The organism is Pelotomaculum terephthalicicum JT (genome assembly GCF_022410535.1).
GTDB classification, from domain to species: Bacteria; Bacillota; Desulfotomaculia; order Desulfotomaculales; family Pelotomaculaceae; genus Pelotomaculum_D; species Pelotomaculum_D terephthalicicum.
Window position 1 is genome coordinate 379,261 of sequence record NZ_JAKNBL010000001.1, and the last position, 17,335, is coordinate 396,595.

Below are 17,335 nucleotides of genomic sequence, written 5' to 3' on the forward strand. Positions count from 1 at the left end.
CTACATAACCACCTTCTCGGGATGGCTGTAGATATTCATCCTTTCACCGCGCGCAAACCCCACTAAAGCAATACCGAACTCGCCGGCTAAATCAACCGCCAGGCTGGTGGGCGCGGCGCGCGACACAACTAAGGGGATACCGCTGTGGCCGGCTTTAATCAGGATCTCCGAAGACACACGCCCGCTCAGCAGCAAACATTTGTCGTCAGGCATTAAATTGTTTAATAATGCATGACCTAAAACCTTGTCCACGGCATTGTGGCGGCCGATGTCATCGAACATGGCCAGTAGCCCGTTATCATCACCCATAGCCGCGCTGTGCACACCGTGAGTCTTGCTGTGAGTAACGGATCCCTCTTCCAGCATGCCGATCAAACGTAATAGATGCGGGGCGGCAAACCGCTTGGAAGACTTTACCGGCTCCATCTGAGTAACATCGTTGACGAAATACAGGCAGGCCCGCCCCTTGCCGCAGCAGCTGGCAATCTGCCGCTTCAAAAATGTTTCCGTTTGCTTCACCGGTGCAGTAGTTTCCACCCACATCAAACCATCAGTTTCATTAAAGGTAATATCCTTTATATCAGAATATTTTTTAACTATTCCTTCGTTGATTAAAAAACCAATCGCCAATTCTTTAAACGCGCCTGATGAACAGATTAAAGTAGCTAATTCAGTATCATTCACATATACCGTCAGCGGTATCTCGTCGACAATTAAGTCATGAGCAGGCTTTGCTTTGCCTTGATCATAGGTGACTATTCCCCGTTCCTGATAGAGAGAAATTTGGGACACCCTGCGCTCCACTCCTTTCTAAACCCCTTGTCGTTTGATTATCTCAGACACAACCTTTCGGTTTGGGCAGGCCGGCCAGCTTGCAGGCCCCCTTGGCCGGACCGGCGGGGAAAAGCTGGTAGATACGCTTTAATGTGCAGCCGGTCTCTTTGCAAAGCTCGGATATCTTCGGGGCCACCTGGAATTGCTCATGATAATTACGCAGGTAGGCGATCACCCGCCAATGCTCATCGTTCAGCTCACCGATCCCTTCAGCGGCAGCTAAACCTCTGGCAATATCCTCACTCCAAGAGGCCGGGTCCAAAAGAAATCCATCCTCGTCTATTGCCACCGTTACACCGCTCAGCTCAATTTCAGGCATATCATTCACCTCCATCTTCGTTTAAAGGCGACATGGCACGCAGTCTTTCAACGATTGGCCCCATGGCATTCAGGAAATAATCCACATCTTCTTCTGTATTGTCCTTACCCAGGGTCAAGCGGAGAGAACCATGGGCGTCCTCGTGCGGAATGCCCATTGACAATAGCACATGTGAAGGTTCCAACGAACCTGAAGTACAGGCCGAACCGGTGGAAGCCGCGACACCTTTCATGTCCAGGCTCAACAGCATCGACTCGCCTTCGATATATTCAAATATGAAACTGGCATGGTTCGGCAGGCGAATGGCGGGATGCCCTGTTAATCTAACATGGCTGAACCGTTTTGTCACCTCTCTGATTAATTTATCACGCAAGATCAACAGCCGTTTATTTTCAACTTCCATATTTTCCATAAGCAGTTCCGCCGCCTTACCCAGACCCACAATACCCGGAACATTCTCAGTGCCCGCCCGGCGCAGGCGTTCCTGCGCGCCCCCGTGGAAAAGCGTTGGCCTCCATCGCGTTCCTTTGCGGACATAAAGAGCGCCGACACCTTTAGGACCGTATATTTTATGTCCTGAGACAGTCAACAAATCAACCCCCAGTTCATCCACATTCACCGGGATTTTTCCAAAACTTTGCACAGCATCAACATGGAAGATTATTCCGCGCGCTTTCGCTATTTTACCGATCCCGGCAACAGGCATGATCGTGCCCACTTCATTGTTGGCGTGCATGATGCTAATTAATATGGTGTTGTCTGTTATGGCATTTTCCACATCATCGACACTAACCATCCCGTATTGATCGACGGGAAGCACCGTGACGCTAAAACCCTGTTTCGCTAATGCCTTTACCGCGTTGAGCGCCGCGTGATGCTCCACCGCGCTGGTAATTACGTGGTTTCCCTTCCCGATATTGGTTAAGGCCGCTCCATGAATCGCCATATTATCCGATTCTGTGCCGCCGCTCGTAAAAATAATTTCGTCCGGTTTCGCGCCAATGGCCTTGGCCACCTTTTCGCGCGCTTCGTCCAGAGCCTTGCGGGCGATTTGTCCGAAATAGTGCAGGGTGGAAGGATTGCCGTAATTATCATTAATCAAGAAACGGTAAACCTCCTCTGCCACCAGAGGGTGGACAGGGGTAGTCGCACTATAGTCAAAATAAACTCTCCGCATCAATGAATCCTCCTTAACACGATCCTTATATCATAGCTAACTACTATACTTTAAAAATCATACTAGCACAACGCTGGGATATTGTCAATTAGATAAGGTGTTCTCTTAAATCATGGATTTGTAATTAATAATTGACAAAAAAAAATTATTATTATACTATCTGAATTAAGCATATAATTATTATAAACTTAATCTTCTTATCGAGAGAAGGGGAGGGCAGGACCCGAGGAACCTTCGGCAACCTTCAAGCCTTTGCGTTTGAGATGGTGCCAATTTCCGCCGGACGCACCGGGAAGATGAGAAGGAGAGGCTTTTAAAGACCCTCTGCTTCATAAAGAGGGTCTTTAATTTCGCAGAAGATTCAAGGAGGCTTTTATATATGGATGCGGGGAACGTTGGTTGGACAGTGCCGCGCAAGGTGCGGCTTGCGGATATAAACAATCCGCTTCCCCTTGATTGCGGTAAAAAAATTACTCCTGTCGAGGTGGAATACGAGACTTACGGCAAACTGAATGACACGCGCGATAATGCCATTCTTATCCTTCACGCACTCTCGGGTGATGCCCACGCGGCCGGCAGGAGCACAAAGGCGGATGAAATGAACCGCCCCTGGCTAAAGGATCGTCCCGGCTGGTGGGACCGGATGATCGGGCCGGGGAAAGCCTTCGATACCAACATATATTTTATTATATGTTCCAATATCCTGGGTAGCTGTTACGGCACAACGGGGCCGGCCGACACCAACCCGGAAACCGGCCGGCCCTATGGTCTCGCATTTCCGGTTGTCACAGTGGGAGACTGGGTTAGACTCCAGGAGAGACTAATCAGCCATCTCGGCATTAAACGCCTGCGCGCTGTGGCAGGCGGTTCCCTGGGCGGACAGCAAGCCCTGGAGTGGGCACTGGCTTATCCCGATCGCGTTGAGTCAGCCATCGTCATTGCCTCGTCAACCCGTTTGAGCGCCCAGGGGCTGGCGTTTAACGCTGTGGCCAGACACGCCATTACCACCGATCCGAATTTTCGGGAAGGCAATTATTATAACGATTCAGCCCCTGACCGGGGACTGGCGGTCGCCCGGATGCTGGCCCATATTACCTACCTTTCAGAAATTTCCATGAGCAGGAAATTCGGGCGCAGATATCGCAACGGGGATGGACCGGGATTTCACCTCGGCACAGATTTCGAAGTCGAAGGGTACCTTCAACATCAGGGCAACAGTTTCGTAGACAGGTTTGACGCCAACAGCTATTTGTACATAACACGCGCGATGGACTACTATGACGCCTCAAGCTGGGGGGACGGAGACATTAATCAAGCCTGTCGCAGAATTGAGAGCAGGATGCTGCTGGTTTCATTTTCTTCCGACTGGCTCTACCCGCCGGAAGAAACGAAAGAGCTGGCGATAGCCCTGAGCCGGTGCGGGAAACATGTCAGCTACGCAAATATTCAGTCATCATATGGCCATGACGCCTTTTTACTGGAAGTGGAAAATTTATCCCGGCTCGTACGCGGTTTTTTGAAAGCGAGGGGTGCGCAATGACCCAGAAAAGGAGCAGCCGTTTCGACCATGACGTCATATATGATATTATTTCCGAAGGTTCTGCCGTGCTCGACCTTGGCTGCGGAGACGGCGAGCTTTTAATGAAGCTAATTAAGAACAAAAATGTGCGGGGTTTAGGGATCGAAAAAGATATCGACCAGGTAACAAAAAGCATAATTAAAGGAGTACCCGTCCTGCATATGGACCTTGACGAAGGACTGACCGGTTTACCTGACCGCTTTTTTGATTTTGTTATTCTGGAAAAAACTCTTCAGGCGGTGAAAAAACCGCTTTTCGTCCTTGACGAAATGCTGCGGGTGGGAGGCGCGGGCATCGTCAGCTTCCCTAATTTCGGATACCGGCAGGTCGTTGACTCTCTTGTTTCGACCGGCAGGATGCCGGTAACATCAACCCTGCCCTACCAATGGTACGACACCCCGAATATTCACCTGTTTACGGTAGACGACTTTCTTGATTGGGCACACAAAAATCAAGTCACTGTGGAGCAGGGCTTGTTCCGGGTGGATGATGCAATAATCCCTTTTACAGAAGCTGTCGCGTCGGAAGCCAGTGAGGTATTGTTTGTGGTAAAAAGATTATCCTCTTGAACTCCCGGTATATTATTGCATGCTTTTCAATAAGACTTCCCAATGAACAACTGTGTCACAACAACGCCATAACGTGTTTTGCAGACGCCAACCCCGATGCTGTCATGCAGGGTGTTAAGAACATTTGGCCGGTGATCGCCGCTGTCCATAATCATTTCATGCGCCCGCCGGGTAGTAGCGGCCTTGGCGATATTCTCCGCACCCATCGCCCTGGCCGTAACGCCGGCTTTCCGCAGCATATCCAGCGGGAGGCCGTAAACAGGCGACCTGTGATTGAAATAATTGTTTATAAACATATCTTCGCTTTTTTTGCGAGCCAGATCTACCAAGCGCATATCCAAAAAAAACGCCGGCAAGCCTGCCTTTTCCCGTTCCTGATTAACCAAATCGAACAATAGCTTTTCATCGGCGGAAAGGTCTGACACATTGCTTCCCGTTGTGAAACAACCCCCTATAACATATAGTGTTCCCCAAGAGGCATACGGCAGAATAGATTAATTTAGTTCCGATGGATGCCGGCTTTACTGCTGGCAATTATTTTTAAAACCTATATACTATAAAATATCAATGTATTCAGAAGAAGGTGACATTATGCCAGACATGGAAAAAATAAAAGAGAAAATCTCCACGGACCCTTTTGCCGGCATGCTTGGGGTCAGATTCGACGAAATGGGGGAAGGTTACGCAAAGCTGAGCATGCGCGTCCGTGACGATATGCTGAACTTCAACGGCTCTTTACACGGCGGCGTCATTTATTCTTTAGCCGACATCGCTTTCAGCGCCGCCAGCAATTCACACGGCACCGTCGCGGTTGCCCTGCACGCCGACATAACTTATTTAAAGGCCGTACCGCCCGGCAGCACACTGGTGGCAACCGGCGCGGAAAAAAACAAGACCAGGAGAACAGGTCTTTACAGTATCACTATTGATGACGCGGAGGGAAACCTAATTGCCGTGTTTGAAGGTGTTGTTTATCGGAAGGACCAGCCGCTGTTTTAACGGAAGGGGGGGCTGACAGATATGCCGCCAATCAGCGACCAGTCTCTCATCTACAGGCGCCCGGCTGAATTGCTGCAAAACCTGATCCGGTTTAATACAACCAACCCGCCCGGTGATGAGGCGGCGTGCATTACCTACATTAACAACCTGCTGACTGAAGCCGGGCTTGATACAACTATTCTTGCCCGCGCTCCCGGCCGTCCCAACCTGATCACCCGCCTCGCGGGAAAGGGCGACGCCCCGCCGCTGCTGCTTTACGGACATGCGGATGTCGTTACCGCGGCAAACCAGACCTGGCGCCACCCGCCCTTTGCGGGAAAGATTGCGGACGGCTGCGTCTGGGGCCGGGGCGCGCTGGACATGAAAGGCGGTCTGGCCATGATGCTGGCCGCTTGCCTGCGCGCCCGGGCTGAAAACCTGGCTTTGCCCGGCGACGTTGTGCTGGCCGTTTTAAGCGACGAGGAGAGCGGCGGCGATTACGGCGCCAAGTACCTGGTGAACAACCACGCGAACATTTTCAAAGGCATCCGCTACGCCATTGGGGAACTCGGCGGTTATACGCTGTATCTCGGCGGAAAAAAATTTTATATGATCATGGTCGCGGAAAAAAAACTGTGCTGGATGAAGGTTACCGTGCGAGGACCAGGCGGTCACGGCTCTATCCCCCTGCGCGGCGGCGCCATGGCTAAGCTTGCTCAATTGCTGCAACAGCTTGAGCGGCAGCGCCTGCCGGCGCATATCACACCGGTGGTGCGCCGGATGATTGAAACAATGCGCACCGTTTTGCCTGATTCAACCAGCTCGGCCCTGCGCCGGCTGCTCAACCCGGCCTTGACGGACCACACACTTGATCAGCTGGAGCAAAGCTGGCAGTTTCTTGACCCGCTGCTGCATAACACGGTCAATGCCACGATTGTGCACGGAGGCAGCAAGATTAACGTGATTCCAAGCGAAATCACCCTTGAACTGGACGGCCGCCTCCTGCCCGGCTGCACGCCGTCGGACATGATCAATGAACTCCGCGAGATTACCGGCGGCCAGTTCGAATTTGGGATAATTCAGCACGGCGCGGACCCCGGCGGCCCGGACATGGGTTTGTTTGACACCCTGGCTGAAATCCTGCGCGCGGCAGATCCGGACGGTTTTCCCGTGCCGCTGTTGCTGAGCGGCTGCACGGACGGACACTTTTTCGCGCAGCTGGGCATCCAAACCTATGGCTTCATGCCGATGAACCTGCCCCCGGAAATAGAAGTCTCCAAGCTGATCCACGCCGCCGACGAGCGGATCCCGGTTGAAGCGCTTACTTTTGGCACAGAGGCGATTTATCAAGCCCTGCAGCGTTTCGCGACCCCAAATTAGGCTGTGTCTGCCCGGACACACAAAAAAGGGGCGATATATTTACCGTCCCTCTTGTTTTTGCCTGGCTGGCGACAAGCACATACTCATCGACCGTTTTCTATCAATTGTCACGAAAGCTCGCCATTATTCCTTACCGGCCGGGTGTCTTCCAGAATCTCGTATAATTCCGCCGCCATTTTTGCCGGCACATTTTCCCGGACCGATACTATTCTTAGTTTAAGGTTCCTGTTTCCAAAACCAATCGTGATGGTGTCGCCCTGTTTCACTTCCGCTCCGGCTTTGGCCGTGCGGCCGTTAACCGCAACCTGGCCGCGGTCGCAAACCTCTTTAGCCAGGGTGCGCCGTTTGATCACCCGGGAAACTTTAAGGAACTTGTCAAGGCGCAAGCATATATACCACCTTTAGCTTATACATCAGGTGCCAGGCTAACACAAAATTTAGCATTTTCAGATAAATCATAATACTGTCTTGAAAATCAGGACTTTTCAGGTCCGATAATTGATTTTCACAAACAATTACTTGCCCACAGCGTCGCGCAGAGCTTTCCCGGCCTTGAAAACAGGCACGCGGGCAGCCTCGATGTTAATTTCCTCACCGGTCTGCGGGTTTCTTCCCTTGCGGGCAGCTCTGTCCCTAATTTCAAAAGTACCGAAACCCACCAGTTGGACCTTATCGCCCTTTGACAGCGCCTCTTCGATCGCGCCAAGCACCGCACCCACGGCTTTTTCCGAATCTTTTTTGGTTAATTCCGTCTTTTCGGCAACGTTTGAAATCAACTCGGCCTTATTCATTTGAACCCTCCTAATATAAAATAGAGATATTAATTTATAACTTATTCGCTAAAATCCTCGTAGTTCCTTCCGCAAAGAAAATGTTTCCTAGGTTTTTTATTAGTTTTTTTACTTTTTTTCCTGATTTTTTGCCTCCTCCCACCAAGCGTCCAGTTCGGAAAGAGAACACTTTGACAGTATTTTCCCGGTATACCGCGCTTTTTTTTCAATATAGCAAAACCTTTTGACAAACTTTTCAGAGGTTGACGTCAAAGCCGTTTCCGGTTCCACATCCAGCAACCTGGCCAGGTTGACCACTGAAAAGAGCAGATCGCCCATTTCTTTTTCAACTTGTTTTTTATCCCCGGCTAAAAGGGCATTTTTAAGCTCGTCCAGCTCTTCATGGTATTTTTCCATGGCGCCCCGGTAATCCGGCCAGTCAAAACCCACGCCGGCGGCTTTCTTCTGCAGCTTCACCGCCCGCATTAACGCCGGCAAGGCCGCTGAAACACCGTCAAGCAGGCTTGCAGACTTGCTCCCTCCCTTTTCTTCAGCCTTTATTTTTTCCCAGTTAAGCGTCACTTCATAGCTGTTCCGGGCAGTAGCCGAACCAAAAACATGGGGATGCCGGCGGGTCATTTTTTCACTGATACCGCCGATAACATCGTTCATGTCAAAAAACCGGTTTTCCGCGGCAATCTGCGCGTGAAATACTATTTGTAGTAATAAGTCTCCCAGTTCTTCACATAATTTATACATATCTTCTTCATTAAGGGCTTCCAACACTTCATACGTTTCCTCCAGAAGATACGGTCTCAAAGTGAGGTGGTCCTGTTCCCGGTCCCACGGGCAGCCTCCTTTGCCACGCAGCCTCGCCAGCAGGTCAACCAGCGGGTCCAAAGGAAAGCGGCAGGCACGCCGGCTGACGTGCAGCGTCCGGCGCCCGGCATTAACAACCTCCACGCCCCCGCTTTCGCCAGGTTCTTCCCCACTCCTGAACGCTTGTCCAGCCGACCCGTCTCCATCATCCATACCTGCTTCGTTCTTTCCTTGCTCTCCGCTCTCCGGCCTCTGACTTCCGACCGCCGGTACATACAGGCTTGTCAAATGGTCCACCCAGGCCAGCCTGTCCAACCCCCGCAGGGGTATATTTTCAATTCTTTCCTCACCCGGTATGCCGGCTCCTCGCACCACGGTGATCAAATGCCCGGGCGGATAATATTCGAGAAGCGATATTTTAACGTCTGCCGCCACCAGCCGGCTGTATACCTGAGTGATTACAGCGGGCCTGGCCGGCAGCGGCATATTATCGTCAATACGCAGCCCGTCGACTACCTGTAATCCGGCGCCGGTATTCAGTCTGAGCGCGGCGATAATAACGTCAAGAAAGCTTAAGGCCGGCTGGATACGGATACTGACACCTTCCCGCTCCGCAGCCTCCACAATCAGGCGAACCGACTCCTCAGCCACCAGCGGGTGGCCCGGAACGGCGTATAACACGGGTACGCGGCGCGCCGCCGCGATCACCGCCCGGCAAATACCCTCATAGACATCCTCAAAACCGGGGGACTGCTCGTACAGATAATCAAAAGTGGAAAATGAAATCCCTTCCTTAACGAGCCAACTGACTACAGGATGTCTGGCCGTCCGCAGAAAGGTGCAGGTGGAGGATCTCAGCGCCTCCCAGGCGCTCATGGTAATGTCACCCGGCGCTCCGGGGCCCAGCCCCGTAATGGTTATACCGGCTTGCAGAGGCATATTAACGGTGCTCCTTTCACTAACTCTCAAGAACGACTTCACTATCGGCGGCCTTTGGGCATACAACGCGCCAAACAGCAAAAAAGTGGCCCTTGTAAGGCCACATTGTCTACTGCTCCATTTGTTTAGCCAGGAAACCCGCGGCGGTTTCAGCCAACTTCAACTCCATTTCACCCATTTTCAGCTCTGGTTCCCTAGTGGCCAAAATAACCGCCCCGATTGGGTCTCCCTCTGCAATAATCGGAGCAATAACTTCGGAAGAATACCTGCACTCACCTTCTTCAATGGTCAGGCAATCTTTGCAAAACGGGTCTTCCCCCGGGTTATTGATCACCACGGCCTTGCGCTCATCCATTACCTTTTCCACAGCGTTCCCGATCGGTTTGTTTAAAAATTCTTTTTTGGAGGCGCCGGAAACAGCAATTATATTGTCCCGGTCCGCGATACAGGCGATGTGTCCCAAAGCTTCATACAACGAATCGGCATATTCTTTGGCAAAATCTCCCAATTCACCTATCGGTGAATATTTTTTTAAAATTACCTCACCTTCCCGGTCAACAAAAATTTCCAGCGGATCGCCCTCACGTATTCTCAATGTTCTTCTTATTTCTTTAGGAATAACGACTCTTCCCAAATCATCAATACGGCGTACTATGCCCGTAGCTTTCATAAGCTTCCCTTCCCTCCTTTGTCTGCAAATGCTCACGGAATAACTTTCAATGATAGTATATATCGGAAAGGAAACGTTTATTCATTTTTTTCCAATAGCTAATCATAATTTTCAAATCTTGTTTGTTTTTACTGCTGGGTTATGTTCTCTTCATTATCCGTGAGCTTATTTGTGATCTTAGCATTATTTTTAACTTCCTGCATCATGTCGCTAAATTTTTTACTTATCGCTTCTTGATTTAATTCTTCGGTGAGACGTTGCTTTACCTCCTCGAAGGAATACTGCCCCGCGGCTATTTTTTTCTCCCTTTTAATTACGTGGTAGCCGTATTCAGTCTTCACCGGGGCCTGGGTGTATTCTCCCGGGCCGAGCGCGGACGCGGCGTCTGAGAACTGCTTGTCAGTATTACTATCCGCGCTGAAAGTATACAGCCCGCCGCCGCTCTTCGTGCCGCTGTCCTCCGATTTCTCCTTGGCCAGTTCGGCGAAGTCCTTTCCTTGCTTTAACTGGGCAATGACGTCTTCAGCCATTTGCCTGGCCTCAGCGTCGCTGTGCTGAAACGGGTAGCCTTTAGTTCCGTCGTCGACAAAGAACAGGATGTGGCGCACCTGCAGTTGATCAGGATGAGCAAACTGTTCTTTGTTATCATCATAATATTTTTTCACTTCATCTTCGGATACCGGCGGGACGTCTTTGGTCACCTGTTCCTGCAGGTTTAAAAGATAGGCCACGTCTTCTTCGCTCATCTTTAATTGAGCCAGATACAAATCGTACTCCTCCGCGGTCGGGAACTGCGCTTTTAAAAGTTTTATTTTATCCTGAACCTGTTCCTCCGTCAGTTCGCCGAACTTTTTGGCTTCCTGCAGCATCAGTTTGTCATTAATCATCTCCTCAAGGGCTTGCTTCCTGAGATTTTCCGTTAAAGTCTGACCCTGGTCCCCGCTGAAATCAAAGCCTTGCTTTTCCAGGCTGGCCTTAGCTTCGTCAACCCGCTGGGACAGTTCGGCGCCGGTGATTTTCTCACCGTTGACCGTCGCCACCACATCCTGGTTACAACCGGCTAAAGCAAAGACTATCAGCATAGCCAGCGCCAGCAGCAAAATTTTTTTATGCAATACTCCATCTCCTTTCAGATAATGAAATTATACATTAACACGCGTGCTCGTGACAACCTCCGGCGAACCCTCGGCAGAATGGTTATACTCCCGTCCGCAACCTCCCAAAACCGCTAAAAAGTCTTCCAGCCGTTTAAGCAGAACCAGAGCATCACCGTAACCGCGGTCGGCAAATTTTAGTTTTATTTCAAATTCTTCCCCCACGTTGCTGAACTTTACCTCGTTCAAGTGACGCCGGCCGGCCGCCACCAGCGCTTCGCCGGTCAGAGGATGATCCCGGCCGAACAGCAGGCGGTACTGACCCGGCAGCAAGCTGATTTTTTTCACCTTCAGCCGCCCGGCCAGTATTCGCACCTTTGCCACCGCAAGCAGGTTCTGCACCACTACCGGCGGGTCACCGAAACGGTCGACCAGTTCATCCTCAAAATCAGCCAGAGCGGCGGGGGCGGCTAAAGCGGCGATTCTCTTATAAATCTCCACCTTCTGGTTGGTATCCGTTATATACGTGTCTGGAATGTACGCCTCCACCGGCAGCTCAAGGGTGGTCTCCGGCACCTGGGTGACATTCTCGCCCTTGGCTTCCCTGACAGCCTCGTCAAGCAAACGGCAGTACAAATCAAATCCTACCGCCGCGATATGCCCGTGCTGCTCGGCCCCCAGAATATTGCCGGCCCCCCTGATTTCCAGGTCGCGCATGGCAATTTTAAAACCGGAGCCCAGTTCCGTAAATTCCCGGATGGCGGTCAGGCGCTTTTCCGCCGATTCGCCCAGCACCTTATCCTTTTTAAAGGTAAAATAGGCGTAAGCCAGCCGGTTGGAACGGCCGACCCTGCCTTTGAGCTGGTATAGCTGGGCCAGGCCCATCATATCAGCCTCCTTGACCAGAAGCGTGTTCACGTTGGGAATATCCAGCCCGTTTTCAATAATGGTCGTGCAAACCAGCACATCGTACTTGCAGTCCAGAAAATCCATCATCACCTGCTCCAGGTCATCTTCCTTCATCTGACCGTGGGCCATGGCGATTCTGGCTTCCGGCACAAGTTCCCGCAGCCACAGCACCACCCGCTCCATATCCAAAACCCGGTTATACACGAAAAACACCTGGCCGCCCCGCCCTAATTCCCTGCGGATGGATTCCCGAAATAAAACCGGATCTTCATCCAGCACATAAGTCTGAATCGGGTAGCGGTCTTTAGGCGGGGTTTCCAGGAGGCTGGTATCCCGCAACCCGACTAAAGACATATGCAGGGTGCGTGGAATAGGCGTGGCGGATAAGGTAAGCACGTCTACATTCTTGCGGATAAATTTCAATCTTTCTTTATGGGCCACTCCAAACCGCTGTTCCTCATCTATGACCAGCAGGCCGAGATCCTTGAAACGCACATCTTCCTGCACCATCCGGTGGGTCCCGATGACAACGTCAACAGTACCCTGTTCCAATCCCTGCAGTATTTGGCGCTGCTCCCGGGCGGCCCGGAAGCGGCTGAGCACTTCCACTTTGACCGGGTAGCGGGCAAACCTTTCCCGGAAGGTGTTGTAATGCTGCTGGGCAAGAATGGTGGTGGGCACCAGCACGGCCACCTGCTTGCCTTCCATCACTGCTTTAAAAGCGGCCCGCAGCGCCACTTCCGTCTTGCCGTAGCCCACGTCCCCGCAAAGCAGCCGGTCCATCGGGCGGCTGCGTTCCATGTCCATTTTTACTTCTTCAACGGCGCGGATTTGGTCGGGAGTTTCCTCATAGGGAAACGATTCTTCAAATTCCCGCTGCCAGACCGTATCCGGCCCGAAACCATGTCCCCGCACCGTTTCCCTGGCCGCGTAAAGCGCCAGTAGTTCCTGGGCCATCTCCCTGACCGCCTCTTTAACTCTGTTTTTCGCCCGCGCCCATTCACCGCCTCCCATACGCGACAAGCGCGGCGCCTCACCTTCGCTGCCCAGGTACTTTTGAATTAAGCCAACCTGGTCGACCGGCACGTACAGCTTATCCTCACCGGCATACTTGACCAGCAGGTATTCTTTCCGGATATCCGCGATGGTCAGGGGCACAACACCCAGGTAGCGGCCGATGCCATAATTAACATGGACCACGTAGTCCCCTACTTTCAAGTCGACAAAAGGAGTCAGCCGCTCAAGCTGTTTTCTTTCCTTGTGGCTCTTTTTGCGCTGGCCGTACATATTGGACTCGGTAACCACCACCAGCCGGCAGACAGAAAGTTCAAATCCCTCCGCCAGGCTGCCGGCTGAAATCACCACATTGCCGGCCCGCACGTGGCCTTCCAGCGAGCCCGTATAAAAAGCGTCAATTTGATATTCTTTTAAAGAGGCAAGAAGCTGCTGCGATCGCTGGCGGCCTGACACCAGCAGCACCACGGCATAGCCTGATTTACGCCATTCTTTTATTTCGCCGGCCAGCATTTCCACGTTGCCTAAAAAGCTGGGCAATGTCTTGCCGTGAAAATTAACCGTGTTCTGAGGCTGCATAAGATGGGTAAGACGAGGCAGCAGGGAACCGTAGACTACCTCGCGGGAGGAAAGCTCATTAACAATGCCGTCCCAATCGACGTGGTTCATAAATTGCGAAGGCAGCAGGCGTCCTTTCGCCAGCAGTTCCTTATTAACCGCAGCGCGCTCCCGCTGCGCATTTCGCGCCACTTCTCCGGCACGCACCGGGTCATCGACAAAAACCAGGGCGCCGGCAGGCAAGTAATCCAGAAGAGTCACCGTCTCATCATAAAAAAAGGGCAGGTAGTTTTCAATTCCATTAAAGTAAGCGGCGACATCTTCCAGCAGCTTCCCGGCCAATTCGTTGAGTTGGCGGACTGCTTCGGCGTCACCGGCCCGGCTCAGCTTACGTTCCTGATTCTTGTACTCGCTCATTAGGGCGCGCCGGGCATGCCGCCAAATCAATTCGCTGCCCACGATCAGTTCCCTCGCGGGGTATATTACCAGTTCCTCTATTTTCTCTTCAGATCGTTGCGTCTGCACGTTAAACCGGCGGATTGAATCCACCTCGTCATCAAAGAATTCCAGACGCGCCGGCCTGTGCGCGGTCATGGGGAAGACATCCAGAATCCCCCCCCGGAGGGTAAACTGGCCTCGCTCCTCCACCAGATCAACCCGTTCATAGCCTAAGACCATTAAACCGGACAAAAGTCCTTCCAGACTTGTCTGCTCCCCTACCGCCAGGCGCAGAACAGGCGCCCGGAAGTCATCCGGCGGGATCAACCGTCTTGACAAGGCTTCCACCGGGGTGACCACCACCATACGCTCACCCGCGCACAGCCCCTCCAGCACCTGCAGGCGTTGTGCCGTCACTTCTTTGCTCTGTGCCAGCACATGATGAGGAAGCAGTTCCCATGCCGGGAATTGCCTGACGGACACACCTGGTAAAAGCCCGGCCAGCTCATCCGCCAGCACACTTGCCTCCCGCTCCCCCGGGGTGATTACCAGCATCGGCTTCAGCGCCGTCTCCTCGGCCAGGCCGGCCAACAGGTAGCTGCGTTGGGAACCCGACAGGCCATAAACCAACTGTTTTCTTAATTTTCTTTTTATTCCTTGCGCAAGGCTGACAAATTCCGCAGAACGCTGCAAAGGTCTTAAAATACCACGCATACATGTCCTCCCTTGAAACCCATCACAAAAAGAGCTTTAGCATACCCATGGCTAAAGCTCTAACCTCTTGTCCCGATACTTTAAAAAAATAAATTTATCAGTTAATAACAGGCTGGCCATAGAAGGTTTTGTCATATCCGCCAAATATTGTTTCATGACAGTCATCACAAACAGTATTTACCGTTATTATATCTTGCCGCACACCACCCGTCAAGGCGGCGCCCGCGGGTGCGGGACCGGGCAAATCCAACTGTCCGGCAATAGCGTCGCGGCACTCGCAAACAAACATAAGGATCACAACATTCCCCTTCTTCCAATGACCTCAATGATAGTTGACCAAGCTTGCCACGGTGAAATTCCAGGCCGCGTGCGCCAGATACCCGGCGAAAAGCGCGGGGGCCACCGCGCCATAACGCTCATACGCCATGGCAGTGATAAACCCGTAAATCGAGTGGCCGGCCAGCGCCGCCAACCCGGCGTAAAGACCGTTGCGCCGCCGGGAAAACAACTCCCAGACCGCTTCAACCACCCCGAAAAACACATGGGTAAAAAACAAAGAGGCGCCAATTAAAACGGCCGGGACCGTTTTGGCAAATTCCTCCACCAGAGGCGTATAATAAACCATATTCAAGCCGGGCAAATACGCCCTGCAGCGGTTCAACTGCCAAGCCAGCCCGGCCGCGAATAACGCGCCGGCTAAAGACAACAGGACAGGACCAGAGCCTTCAATAGAATTCAGCGATACACTCACCTTCTGTTGAAAAGATTCATTGCCCGCTCCATACCCTCGCGCACCGCGCAGATGGCGGCATCCGACGCCAAACCGAGCGTTTCTTCCAATGCCTCTGCCTCTTCACCGCTGAAACGCCCCAAAACATAATCCACTGTTTCATACCCCGGCTCCGCCGGCCTGCCGATGCCGACCCTCACTCTGGGGAAACTATCAGTGCCAATCGCCGCGATAATCGATTGCATACCCTTATGCCCCCCGGAACCGCCACCTGCCCGCAAGCGCAGTTTTCCGCACGCCAGGTCCAGATCATCATAGATGACCAGCAGGTCTGCAGCTGTCAGCTTAAACCAGTTCAGCAACGCTCCCACCGCGTCACCGCTTAAATTCATATAGGTTTGGGGTTTGGCCAAAACAACCTTTTCCTCGTTTATTTGCCCCTGGCCAACCAGCGCCTTAAACAATTTCTTCCCGACAGTCACGCCCAGTACCGAGGCCAGGCGGTCAACAACCATGAATCCAACATTATGTCTTGTTCCAGCGTATTCTCTTCCCGGGTTACCCAGGCCGACAATCAATTTCATAACCAATCCCCCGCATCCAAATCTACCACCCTATTGTAACCCGGTGTGACTACGGAGGAAAGAGCATTTAACATCAATATACATACATATAAATTCCCACTGTTCAGGAGTCAGCATGAAAGCATGATTTATCTATCGTCCTCTTTGTTATTATTTTTCCCTGTTTTTGTCATAATCATTCTGATCCACGAATATGGATTAAACAAGAAATTTTTTGGGAAATTGAGGTGCTAGAAAATGAAAAAGAGTAAACGTTTTACCTCCCTGTCAGTGATAAGCCTGGAAGAGGGCCAGCAGATCGGCACCGTGAAAGGATTAATAGTTGATCCTGCCAGTAAAAAAGTAGCGGCGTTGATCATTGAACAAAAAGGCTGGTTCAAAGAGCAGCGTTTTATTCCTTATCATAAAGTGCACAGTGTCGGCAACGACGCCATCACCATAGAAAAAAACACCTGCGTGGAAAAGGCGGGCAGCCTGTCGGAAATAGTTAAGCTGTTAAAGGATAAAATAGGCGTCATCGGTTCGAAGATCGTGGCAGAAAACGGAACTGTGCTGGGATACGTGGACGAATTTTATGTAGACTTGGAAACAGGCGCCATCACCGGCCTGGAGTTTTCAGGAAACCTGTTCAACAGTGTGCTCAAAGGGCATGCCTTCCTAGATATTTCCCATGTGCGCACACTCGGCAAAGAAGTAACGATTATAACAGATGAAGGTGTCGATAATATCTTCAAGCTCGAAGGCGGTCTGCAGGAAACCGTTAAAAATATCCGGGAATCCACCGGCCAGTTCTGGGACACCACAGTCCAAAAAACCAAGGAACTGAGTACCAGCATCAACAAAAAAGTAAAGAAAGAGAAAAAAACCGATCCCGGACCCGCTGCTCAAACGAACGATATCCATGAAGACGCCACCGGCGACAACGAGGCTGAACAACCTGATCATAAAGAAGTCGTCCAAGAAGAAAATCCCGTTGAAATCGCTGTTCCCGCTTCCGGGGACAATAACAGCGGTAAAGATGCCTCACCGCCCGCATAAGTGAACTCGTTCAGCTTCCGCCTGAATCGGTAACCACATTCGCGGGGGACATTCCTCCGACCCCAGAGTTACATTATTGGGGATATTCCTCTGCCCCCCAGAATTAGGCTTTATAGAGAGGTGTGTCCCCCTTTCCTTTAACAAATAACCCGGCCCAGCCAGGGTTATTTGTTTGTAGCCCTCTTTAAAATTTACTGATTACCCTGCAAAAAATTTATTTAA

General features: G+C 51.6%; 18 protein-coding genes and 1 riboswitch. Of the genes, 5 read left to right on the forward strand and 13 right to left on the reverse strand.

Annotation, left to right across the window (positions count from 1 at the left end; genetic code table 11):
- From fdhD to nifS, 3 genes are read right to left on the reverse strand one after another with little or no spacing between them, the layout of a single operon-like run.
- Positions 1 to 792, reverse strand: a complete 792-nt coding sequence (gene fdhD, locus L9W92_RS01900; protein ID WP_240082072.1) for a formate dehydrogenase accessory sulfurtransferase FdhD — start codon at positions 790 to 792, stop codon at positions 1 to 3.
- Positions 793 to 835: 43 nt separating this feature from the next.
- On the reverse strand, positions 836 to 1,153 hold the full coding sequence (locus tag L9W92_RS01905) for a TusE/DsrC/DsvC family sulfur relay protein (RefSeq protein WP_240082073.1): 318 nt from the start codon (positions 1,151 to 1,153) through the stop codon (positions 836 to 838).
- Position 1,154: 1 nt separating this feature from the next.
- Positions 1,155 to 2,330: a cysteine desulfurase NifS gene (gene nifS, locus L9W92_RS01910; protein ID WP_240082074.1), complete on the reverse strand. Its 1,176-nt coding sequence runs from the start codon at positions 2,328 to 2,330 to the stop codon at positions 1,155 to 1,157.
- A 194-nt stretch (positions 2,331 to 2,524) separates the two neighbouring features.
- A riboswitch (SAM riboswitch) is annotated at positions 2,525 to 2,633 on the forward strand.
- A gap of 76 nt (positions 2,634 to 2,709) precedes the next feature.
- Here nifS and metX point away from each other — a divergent pair.
- Entirely contained in the window at positions 2,710 to 3,870 is a 1,161-nt protein-coding gene (gene metX / locus L9W92_RS01915; protein ID WP_240082075.1) for a homoserine O-acetyltransferase MetX, read from the forward strand.
- Positions 3,867 to 4,478 carry a methionine biosynthesis protein MetW gene (gene metW, locus L9W92_RS01920; RefSeq protein WP_240082076.1) on the forward strand — a complete coding sequence of 204 codons (612 nt, stop codon included), beginning with the start codon at positions 3,867 to 3,869 and terminating at the stop codon, positions 4,476 to 4,478. Before metX ends, metW begins: the two co-directional genes overlap by 4 nt.
- Before the next feature lie 26 nt (positions 4,479 to 4,504).
- Here the strand turns inward: metW and L9W92_RS01925 are convergent, their stop codons facing one another.
- Positions 4,505 to 4,903 (reverse strand): CAP domain-containing protein, encoded by a 399-nt coding sequence (locus L9W92_RS01925; protein WP_240082077.1) that lies wholly within the window; start codon positions 4,901 to 4,903, stop codon positions 4,505 to 4,507.
- 166 nt (positions 4,904 to 5,069) lie between these two features.
- Here L9W92_RS01925 and L9W92_RS01930 point away from each other — a divergent pair, with 166 nt between their 5' ends.
- The gene (locus L9W92_RS01930) at positions 5,070 to 5,477 is read left to right on the forward strand and encodes a PaaI family thioesterase (protein WP_240082078.1); all 408 of its coding nucleotides are present in this window, start codon (positions 5,070 to 5,072) and stop codon (positions 5,475 to 5,477) included.
- A gap of 21 nt (positions 5,478 to 5,498) precedes the next feature.
- Complete coding sequence (locus L9W92_RS01935) at positions 5,499 to 6,836, forward strand: M20/M25/M40 family metallo-hydrolase (protein ID WP_240082079.1); 1,338 nt, start codon at positions 5,499 to 5,501, stop codon at positions 6,834 to 6,836.
- 107 nt (positions 6,837 to 6,943) lie between these two features.
- Here the strand turns inward: L9W92_RS01935 and L9W92_RS01940 are convergent, their stop codons facing one another.
- From L9W92_RS01940 to pth, 9 genes are all read right to left on the reverse strand, one after another.
- Entirely contained in the window at positions 6,944 to 7,222 is a 279-nt protein-coding gene (locus L9W92_RS01940; RefSeq protein WP_240082080.1) for an RNA-binding S4 domain-containing protein, read from the reverse strand.
- Between the two features lie 129 nt (positions 7,223 to 7,351).
- On the reverse strand, positions 7,352 to 7,627 hold the full coding sequence (gene hbs / locus L9W92_RS01945; RefSeq protein ID WP_240082081.1) for a non-specific DNA-binding protein Hbs: 276 nt from the start codon (positions 7,625 to 7,627) through the stop codon (positions 7,352 to 7,354).
- A 108-nt stretch (positions 7,628 to 7,735) separates the two neighbouring features.
- Positions 7,736 to 9,394, reverse strand: a complete 1,659-nt coding sequence (gene mazG / locus L9W92_RS01950; RefSeq protein ID WP_312038049.1) for a nucleoside triphosphate pyrophosphohydrolase — start codon at positions 9,392 to 9,394, stop codon at positions 7,736 to 7,738.
- Positions 9,395 to 9,473: 79 nt separating this feature from the next.
- Positions 9,474 to 10,034 (reverse strand): stage V sporulation protein T, encoded by a 561-nt coding sequence (gene spoVT / locus L9W92_RS01955; protein WP_240082082.1) that lies wholly within the window; start codon positions 10,032 to 10,034, stop codon positions 9,474 to 9,476.
- 128 nt (positions 10,035 to 10,162) lie between these two features.
- Positions 10,163 to 11,149 (reverse strand): peptidylprolyl isomerase, encoded by a 987-nt coding sequence (locus tag L9W92_RS01960; RefSeq protein ID WP_240082083.1) that lies wholly within the window; start codon positions 11,147 to 11,149, stop codon positions 10,163 to 10,165.
- Between the two features lie 27 nt (positions 11,150 to 11,176).
- A complete protein-coding gene (mfd, locus tag L9W92_RS01965) occupies positions 11,177 to 14,761 on the reverse strand; it encodes a transcription-repair coupling factor (protein WP_240082084.1) in 3,585 nt (1,194 codons plus the stop codon).
- A 97-nt stretch (positions 14,762 to 14,858) separates the two neighbouring features.
- Positions 14,859 to 15,059: a hypothetical protein gene (locus tag L9W92_RS01970; RefSeq protein WP_240082085.1), complete on the reverse strand. Its 201-nt coding sequence runs from the start codon at positions 15,057 to 15,059 to the stop codon at positions 14,859 to 14,861.
- Between the two features lie 24 nt (positions 15,060 to 15,083).
- A complete protein-coding gene (locus tag L9W92_RS01975) occupies positions 15,084 to 15,512 on the reverse strand; it encodes a hypothetical protein (protein ID WP_240082086.1) in 429 nt (142 codons plus the stop codon).
- Positions 15,509 to 16,075 carry an aminoacyl-tRNA hydrolase gene (gene pth, locus L9W92_RS01980; RefSeq protein ID WP_240082087.1) on the reverse strand — a complete coding sequence of 189 codons (567 nt, stop codon included), beginning with the start codon at positions 16,073 to 16,075 and terminating at the stop codon, positions 15,509 to 15,511. The genes L9W92_RS01975 and pth overlap by 4 nt, the downstream gene beginning before the upstream one ends.
- A gap of 237 nt (positions 16,076 to 16,312) precedes the next feature.
- Here pth and L9W92_RS01985 point away from each other — a divergent pair, with 237 nt between their 5' ends.
- Entirely contained in the window at positions 16,313 to 17,113 is an 801-nt protein-coding gene (locus L9W92_RS01985; RefSeq protein ID WP_240082088.1) for a PRC-barrel domain-containing protein, read from the forward strand.
- Positions 17,114 to 17,335 lie beyond the last annotated feature (222 nt).

Bases quoted from the DNA above. Each gene is read 5' to 3' on its own strand.
- L9W92_RS01905 (WP_240082073.1), bottom strand. From the start codon at position 1,153: ATGCCTGAAATTGAGCTGAGCGGTGTAACGGTGGCAATAGACGAGGAT.
- nifS (WP_240082074.1), bottom strand. From the start codon at position 2,330: ATGCGGAGAGTTTATTTTGACTATAGTGCGACTACCCCTGTCCACCCT.
- metX (WP_240082075.1), top strand. From the start codon at position 2,710: ATGGATGCGGGGAACGTTGGTTGGACAGTGCCGCGCAAGGTGCGGCTT.
- metW (WP_240082076.1), top strand. From the start codon at position 3,867: ATGACCCAGAAAAGGAGCAGCCGTTTCGACCATGACGTCATATATGAT.
- L9W92_RS01930 (WP_240082078.1), top strand. From the start codon at position 5,070: ATGCCAGACATGGAAAAAATAAAAGAGAAAATCTCCACGGACCCTTTT.
- L9W92_RS01935 (WP_240082079.1), top strand. From the start codon at position 5,499: ATGCCGCCAATCAGCGACCAGTCTCTCATCTACAGGCGCCCGGCTGAA.
- hbs (WP_240082081.1), bottom strand. From the start codon at position 7,627: ATGAATAAGGCCGAGTTGATTTCAAACGTTGCCGAAAAGACGGAATTA.
- spoVT (WP_240082082.1), bottom strand. From the start codon at position 10,034: ATGAAAGCTACGGGCATAGTACGCCGTATTGATGATTTGGGAAGAGTC.
- mfd (WP_240082084.1), bottom strand. From the start codon at position 14,761: ATGCGTGGTATTTTAAGACCTTTGCAGCGTTCTGCGGAATTTGTCAGC.
- pth (WP_240082087.1), bottom strand. From the start codon at position 16,075: ATGAAATTGATTGTCGGCCTGGGTAACCCGGGAAGAGAATACGCTGGA.
- L9W92_RS01985 (WP_240082088.1), top strand. From the start codon at position 16,313: ATGAAAAAGAGTAAACGTTTTACCTCCCTGTCAGTGATAAGCCTGGAA.